The sequence below is a fragment of the Amycolatopsis kentuckyensis genome (assembly GCF_002155975.1).
Taxonomy (GTDB): Bacteria; Actinomycetota; Actinomycetes; order Mycobacteriales; family Pseudonocardiaceae; genus Amycolatopsis; species Amycolatopsis kentuckyensis.
Window position 1 is genome coordinate 1 of record NZ_MUMI01000301.1, and the last position, 8199, is coordinate 8199.

Here is an 8199-nt window from a genome sequence, read left to right on the forward strand (position 1 = left end):
ACGGCACCCGGCGGCACCGGCCGCAGCCCGTGGTCGAGGACGTAGGCCGCCGTGTCGTCCAGCGGCCGCCCGATCGGCAGCACGTCCGGCACCGGCTCGCCCGGCGGCAGCGGGAACCGGGTGGCGAAGGTCGTCGCCTCGGTGGGCCCGTAGACGTCCACCACGGTGAGGCCGGGGCACGCGGCCGACACCTGGTGCACCGCGGCCGGGCGCACCACCTCGCCGCCGGTCCACACCTCGAGGACGCCGCGCAGGCAGCCGGGGTCCTCCTGCGCCAGCACGCGGAACAGCCCCGCGGTGATGAACAGCCCGGTCACCCCGTGCGTGGTGATCAGCCGGCGCAGCACGTCGGCGTCGATGTCCCCCGGCGGCGCGACGACCACGCGGCCGCCGCTGAGCAACGGCACCCACAGCTCGTACGTCGAGGCGTCGAAGGCCAGCGCGGAGTGCATGAGCACGGCCCGGTGAGCGGGGCGGGCGAAGGACCGCTCCCGGGCCAGCGCGACGACGGCCCGGTGGCTGACGGCGACCCCCTTGGGGGTGCCGGTCGACCCCGAGGTGTACATGACGTACGCCAGGTTTTCCGGCCACAGCGGGACATCCGGGGCCTCGGCCCGCTCGTCGCCCGCTTCCCCGATCGACACCACCGGTCCACTGTGGACCTCGTGGGCGAGCGCCCGGCCGGCGTCGTCGGTCACCAGGACGCGGACGCCGTCGAGCAGCGCGGCCAGCCGGCTGCGGGGGGCGCGGGCGTCCAGCGGGAGGTAGGCGCCGCCGGCCTTGAGCACCGCCAGTTCGGCGACGACGACGTCGGCCGAGCGGCCGAGCAGCAGCCCGACCAGCTCGTCCCGCCGCGCCCCGAGGGCGAGCAGGCGGTGGGCCAGCCGGTTCGCCCGGGCGTCCAGTTCCGCGTAGGTCAGGGTTTCGTCGCCGGTGACGGCGACCGCGTCCGGCGTGCGGCGGACCTGCTCGGCGAACAGGGCCGGCACGGTCGTCTCCGGGTGGTCCCGCGCGGGGCCGGTCCCGGCGGCCAGGACGTCGCGCTGCTCGGCGTCGGCGAGCATGCGCAGCCGGGCGAGCGGTTCGTGCGGCCGGGTGGCGAGCTCGGACAGCAGGGTCCGCAGGCTCCCGGCGAACCCGGCGATCGTCTCGGCGTCGAACAGCTCGGGGTCGTAGCCGAAGAGGAACTCCAGGCGCTCCTCGCCGGGGTAGGCGACGACGCTGAGCGGGTAGTTGGTCGTCTCGACGCCCCGCAGGTCGCGCAGCCCGAGCTCCGCGGTGACCGGGTAGTTCTCGAAGACGAGGAGCGTGTCGAACTCCCCGCCCCAGGTCTGCAGGCGCGCCAGGGAGAGGTGGTCGAACCGCCGGGCCTCGGCCTGGGCCTCCTGGAGGCCGCGCAGCCAATCCGCCGCAGCGGCCCGCTCGTCGACGTCGGCGACCACCGGCAGCGTGGTGATGAACATGCCGGTGATCTCGCCGGCCCCGGGCAGGTCCGCGGGCCGCCCGGCGACCGTGGTGCCGAAGCAGACCTCCGGCCGCCCGGTGTGGCGGGCCAGCAGCACCGCCCAGGCGCCCTGGACGAGCGTGTTGAGGGTCAGCCCGTGGCGCTGCGCGGCGGTGCGCAGCGGCCCGGCGGGCAGCTCGATCCGCAGCGAGGCCGTCGATTCGGCCGGGTGCCCGCCCGGGGCGCGGTCGGTGCGCAACCGGGCCGGCTCGGGTCGTCCGGAAAGCCGGGCCCGCCAATAGGCCTCCGCCGCCGGTGTGTCCTGTTCGGACAGCCACCGGACGTGGTCGCGGAACGGGCGGCGGGACGGCAGCGGGCGCCCGGCGTGCGCGTCCGCGACGTCGGAGAGCACCTGGAACAGGCTCCAGCCGTCGAGCAGCAGGTGGTGGAACGTCCAGACCACGCGGACCTCGGTCGCCGAGACGCGGGCGAGCAGCAGCCGCATCAGCGGGAGCTCGCCCAGGTCCAGGCCGGCGTCCCGGTCGGCCGCCAGCACGGCGTCGAGGTCCACCGGTTCGGTCGTCCAGTCCTGGTGCTCGATCGGCAGGGTGACCTGCCGGTGGACGACCTGCACGGGCTCGTCGAGGCCGTCCCAGACCACCCGGGTGCGCAGGACGGGCGTGCGGTCCACCACCCGCTGCCAGGCGCGCCCGAGCGCCGCCGGGTCGGGGACGTCGCCCAGCACGAACGTCACCTGCTGGAGGTAGGCGTGCCGGCCGCCGCCGGTGAGCCGGTGGAAGAGCATGCCGGCCTGGGCCGGGGTGAGCGGGTAGATGTCCTCGACCTCGCGGCCGTCGCCGGCGAGCCGGTCCACCGCCGCCTGGTCGAGGGCGGCCAGGGGGAAGTCGGACGGCGTGCGGCCGCCGGCGTCCGGTCCGGTGCAGTGCGCGACGATCCCGGCGAGGCCGTGGACGAGGTCGTCGGCGACGGTCCGGATCGTGGCTTCTTCGTGCAGCTGGTCCGAGTAGAACCAGGTGATCTCCAGGCGGCCGCCGGTGACCCGGGCGACGACGTCGACGGCGTGCGCGCGGGCGTCCGCGGGGTTCTGCTCGAGTTCCAGGTCCCGTTCGAGGCCCCGGTACAGCTCGCCCTCGGCCTCGAAGCGGCCGAGGTAGTTGAAGCTGAGCCGGGGCCTCACCGCGGGAGCGGTCCCGGCGAGGTGGCGCAGGACGCCGTAGGACAGGCCGCGGGCCGGGATCGCCCGCAGCTGCTCCTTGACGGACTTGAGCAGGGTCGCGACGTCGGCGCCGGGGACGTCGAGGGCGACCGGGAACAGCGACGTGAACCAGCCGACCGTGCGGGACAGGTCGACGTCGTCGAACAGGTCCTCGCGGCCGTGGCCTTCCAGGTCGACCAGGACGCGTTCGGCGCCGGTCCAGCGGCGCAGGGCGCCGCCGAGCGCGGCCAGCAGCACGTCGTTGACCTGGGTGCGGTAGGCACCCGGAACGTCCTGCAGCAGGGCCCGGGTCAGTTCGGCGTCGAGCCGGGTGGTGACCGTGCGGGTGCTCGCCACCGTGCCGGCACCGTCGGTGTCCAGCGGGATCTGCGTGCCCGCGACCGCCTGCCAGTACGGGAGGTCGCCGGCGAAGTCGTGCTCGGCGAGCCGGTTCGCCCAGTCTTGGAAGGACGTCGTGCGGGCGCTCAGGTCGCGTCCGTGGTAGGCGTGGTCGAGGTCCTCGAGGAGGATCCGCCACGAGACGCCGTCCACCACAAGGTGGTGCACGGCCAGGCGCAGCGTCGTGCCGTCCAGTTCCGCGCGCACCAGCGGGCCGTGTTCGAGGTCGATTTCCGCGCCGAAGACGTCGGCCTCGCCGGGCTCGGCGTGGTCCTGCGTCCAGCCTTCGGCGGTCCTGCGGAAGCGCAGCCGCAGGGCGTCGTGGTGCGCGACGACCGTGTTCACCGCCGTGCGCAGGCGGTCTGCGTCGACGTCGTCGGCGAGGCGGACGCTGAGCTGCTGGACGAAGTGGTCCGGGTCGGCCGGGTCGGTGTCGAGGAACCAGTGCTGGATCGGGGTGACGACCACTTCGCCGGTGGCGGCCGCACGTTCCGCCGCGGGCGCGATCACCCCGGCCGCGGCGGCGAGCGCGGCGATCGTCTGGTGCCGGAAGACGTCCTTGGTGGTGATCCGCAGGCCCGCCTTGGCCGCCTCGGACACCAGCCGGATGCTGAGGATCGAGTCGCCGCCGAGCTCGAAGAAGTTGTCCTCGACGCCGACCTCGGGCAGGCCGAGTGCGTCGGCCCAGATGGCGGCGAGGAGCCGTTCGGTCCCGGTGCGCGGCGCGACGCGGGTGGTGCCGCCGGTCCAGTCCGGGGCGGGGAGGGCACGCCGGTCGAGCTTGCCGTTGGCGTTGAGCGGCAGCCGGTCGAGCGGCACGAACGCCGAGGGCACCAGGTGGGCGGGCAGCGAGGCGCCGAGGAACTCGCGCAGGTCCGCGGGCGCTTCGGGCACGACGTAGGCGACCAGCCGCTGGTGTCCCCCGTCGGTGCGCGCGACGACGACCGCCTCGGTGACGGCCGGGTGCTTGCGCAGCGCGGCCTCGACTTCGCCGGGCTCGATCCGGAAGCCGCGGATCTTGACCTGGTCGTCGGCGCGGCCCAGGTACTCCAGCTCACCGCGGGCGGTCCAGCGCACGACGTCGCCGGTCCGGTACATCCGGGCGCCCGGCTCGCCCGCGGGGTCGGCGACGAACCGGCTCGCCGTCAGCCCGGGCCGGCCGAGGTAGCCGCGGGCCACCCCGGCACCGCCGAGGTGCAGTTCGCCGGGCACGCCGACGGGCACGGGCCGCAGCCCGCGGTCGAGCACGTACGCGCGGATGCCGGCGATCGGGCGGCCGATCGGCGGGGTGCGGTCGGTGTCGTGGTACCAGGCCGTGGCGTACACAGTGGACTCGGTGGGCCCGTAGATGTTGGCGATCCGGCTGCCGGGCAACGCATTCCGGATGTCGAGCAGCGCGTGCCGCGTCAGCGCCTCGCCGGCCAGGACCACAGTGGACGGCCGCACCGAGACCGCGCCCTGGGCCAGCAGCTGCGCGAACGCCGAGGGCACGCCGCTGACCAGGCCGACCGGCCGGCCGGTGTGCTCGCCCTCGCCGAGGGCCAGCACGTCCCGGACGATCTCGACGGTGGCGCCGGCCACCAGCGGCGCGAAGATCTCGAACACCGAGACGTCGAAGTTCAGCGACGTCGAAGCGACCACGGTGGACCCGGGCCGGAAGACGTCGCCGAAGTCGTCGCGCGCCCAGGCCATCAGGTTCGCGGCGCTGCGGTGGGCGACCACGACGCCCTTGGGGCGGCCGGTCGAGCCGGACGTGTGGATCACGTACGCGGGGTGGTCGGGGTTCGTGGCGCGGCCTCGCCGCGCTGCGGAAGTGCTCTCGAGCAGGGCGGGGTCGTCGAAGGCGAGGGCGGGGACGGAGCCGGGCCCGTGGCCGTCCGGGGTGAGCAGCAGGGCCGGGGCGGCGTCGTCGAGGATCAGTTCCTTGCGGTCGGCCGGATAGGCGGGATCGACCGGGAGGTAGGCGGCACCGGACTTGAGCACGCCGAGCAGCGCGACGAGGATCCGTTCCGTGCGCGGCAGGGACACGGCGACGAACCGCTCGGGCCCGGCTCCGCGGTCCACGAGGACCCCGGCCAGCCGGTCGGCCTGCTCGTCGAGCTCGGCGTAGGTGAGCGAGCGGTCCCCGCAGACGACCGCGACCGCGTCCGGCGTGCGGGCCGCCTGCGCCTCGAACAGCTGCGGGAGCGTGGCTTCCGGCGCTTCGAGGACCGGCCCGCGGGAGAGGCCGGCCAGGTGGGCGAGCTCGGCGTCGCCCATGAGCGGCAGCTCGGCCACCGGCCGGTGCGGCCCGGCGACCACCGCTTCGGCGAGCACCCGCAGGTGCCCGGCGAAACGGTCGATCGTCGCGGCGTCGAAGAGCGCGGTGTCGTACTCGATCGCGACGCTGCGGCCCTGCGGCTGGAACTCCAGCACGAGGTCGAACCGGGCCCGGGGGCGGGGCAGATCGTGCTCGCCCAGGCGGAGGGCGCCCGCCTCCCGGGGCCGGACGAGGTCCTGCTGCAGCACCAGCAGCACCTGCACCAGCGGGGTCCGGCTCGGGTCACGGGCCGGCCGCAGGTCGTCGACGACCTCGTCGAAGGGCACTTCCGCGGCGGCGAAGGCCGCCAGCGTCGTTTCCTTGACCCGGCCGAGGAAGACGTCGAACGGTTCCGCCGCGTCGACCGCGGACCGCAGGACGAGGGTGTTGACGAAGAACCCGGCCAGCCGTTCGAGCTGGTCGTGGTCGCGGCCGGACACCGCGGTGCCGACGGCGACGTCGTCCTGCCCCGTGTAGCGGGCCAGGAGCACCTGGACGAGCGCGGTCAGCGTGGTGAACAGCGTCGCGCCGGTGTCGTGGCCCAACGCGGCGAGCCCGCCGGGCAGCTCGTACCGGCGGATCGCGCCCTCGGTGGCGCGGACGGGCGGGCGGGGCCGGTCGGTGGGCAGGTCCAGGGGTTCGAGGCCGGCGAGCTGCGTGCGCCAGTACGCCAGCTGCCGGTCGCGCAGCCCGGCCAGCCGGTCGTGGTGCCAGCGGGAGTAGTCGCGGTAGCCGATGTCGAGCGGGGCGGGCTTCTCCCCCGCGTAGAGCGCGGCGAGCTCGTCGACGAGCAGGCCGACCGACCAGCCGTCGGTGATGATGTGGTGCTGGCACAGCAGGAGCAGGTGGTCGTCCGGGCCCCGGCGGATCAGCGTCGCCCGCGTGAGCGGCCCGGTCGTCAGGTCGAAGGGGCGGTCCAGTTCGGCGGCCAGCTGCGCGTCGAGGTCCGTCTCGGCGTCGGCTTCCCCCAGCGGGATGGTGCCGTCGTCGGCGATGACCTGGACGCCTTCGCCGTCGACGGTCCGGAACGTCGTCCGCAGCGACTCGTGCCGCGCGGCCAGCCCGTCCAGGGCGGCGCGCAGGGCCTCGCGGTCCAGCGGGCCGGCGAGGGTGAGGCCGACGCCGGCGTTGTATTCGGTGCTGCCGGGGTTCTGCTGGTCGAGCACCCAGAGACGGCGCTGGACCGGCGAGAGCGGCACCACGGTGTCGTGGACCGCGGGCTCGATCCGGCCGGCCGGGGCACCGGATCGAGCCGGCAGCAGTTCGGCGAGCTTCGCGATGGTGCGGGCGTCGAACACGACCCGCGGGGACAGCTCGGCGCCGAAGCGGGCGCGGATCCGGGCGAGCGCGCGGGCGCCGAGGATGGAGTCGCCGCCGAGTTCGAAGAAGTCCGCGTCGACGCCGATGTCCGGGACGCCGAGCACGTCGGCCCAGATTTCGGCGAGCGCGTGCTCGGCCGGGGTCCGGGGTGCGGTGTGCGCGGCCCGGACCTGGGCCTGCCAGTCGGGTTCGGGCAGCGCGTCGCGGTCGAGCTTGCCGTGGTGGGTCAGCGGCATCGCCTCGAGCGGGACGAACGCGGACGGGACCAGATACGGCGGCAGCCGGTCGGCCGCGGCGGCGCGCAGGTCGGCCGGGTCGGCGTCCCCGACGACGTAGGCCACCAGGCGTTTGACGCCGGGCTGGTCCTCGCGGGCGACGACGACCGCCTCGCGGACCCCGTCCTGCCCGAGCAGCAGCGCTTCGACTTCGCCCGGTTCGATCCGGAAGCCGCGGATCTTGACCTGGTGGTCGACTCGCCCGACGAACTCCAGCTCGCCGGTTTCCGTGTGGCGGACGACGTCGCCGGTCCGGTACATCCGCGCGCCGGGCGCGCCGAAGGGGTCGGCCACGAACCGGCTCGCGGTCAGTCCGGGCCGGTCGAGGTAGCCGCGGGCCAGGCCCGGGCCGGTGACGTAGAGCTCGCCGGTATCGGCGGGGCGCAGCGCGTCGTCGAGGACGTACGCGGTGACGTCGGGCAGCGGGTGGCCGATCGGGGGCGTGCCGCCGGGGACCAGCGGGTCGCTCCAGGTCGCGACGACGGTGAATTCGGTGGGGCCGTAGGAGTTGATCATCCGGCGCCCGGGGGCCCAGGTCCGGACCAGTTCGGGCGGGCAGGCGTCCCCGCCGACGATCACCGTGCGGAAGTCCGGCAGCGCGTGGTCCCCGGACAGCGTGGCCAGCGCGACCGGCGGGATGAGCGCGTGGGTGACTCCGTGCTCGGCCAGGACGTCCGCGAGCCGGTCGCCCAGCAGCGGGCCGGGCGGCGGTACGACCAGCGCGGCTCCGTGCGGCAGCGCCATGCCGAGCTCGAGGACGGACGCGTCGAAGCTCGGTGAGGAGAACTCGAGGACCCGGTCGCCGGGCCGCACGTCGTACTGGTCCCGCATGGCGGCGAAGAAGCCGGCCAGGCCGCGGTGGGTGACGAGCACGCCCTTGGGGACGCCGGTCGAGCCGGACGTGTAGATGAGGTAGGCCGGGTGGTCGAGGCGCAGCGGGCGCGTCCGGTCGGCGTCGGCGGGGTCGGTGTCGGCCTGGTCGTCGAGCAGGCCGGGTTCGTCGAGGTCGAGGGTGGGGCTGTGCGCCTTCCCGCGGCTCACGACGAGCACGGGCTTCGCGTCGGCGAGCACGAAGGCGATGCGCTCGGCGGGCTGGTCGGGGTCGACGGGCAGGAAGGCGGCCCCGGCCTTGGCCGCGGCCAGCTCGGCGACGACGAGGTCGGCCGACCGCGGCAGGACGAGCGCGACGACCTGTTCGGGGCCGGCGCCGCGGGAGATCAGCAGCCGCGCGAGCCGGTTCGCCCGC

General features: G+C 75.2%; 1 protein-coding gene. It reads right to left on the reverse strand.

What is annotated here, in order from left to right; genetic code table 11:
- Positions 1-8199: non-ribosomal peptide synthetase (locus CCN39_RS27340; protein WP_143264169.1), on the reverse strand; the 8199-nt coding region annotated here is incomplete at both ends.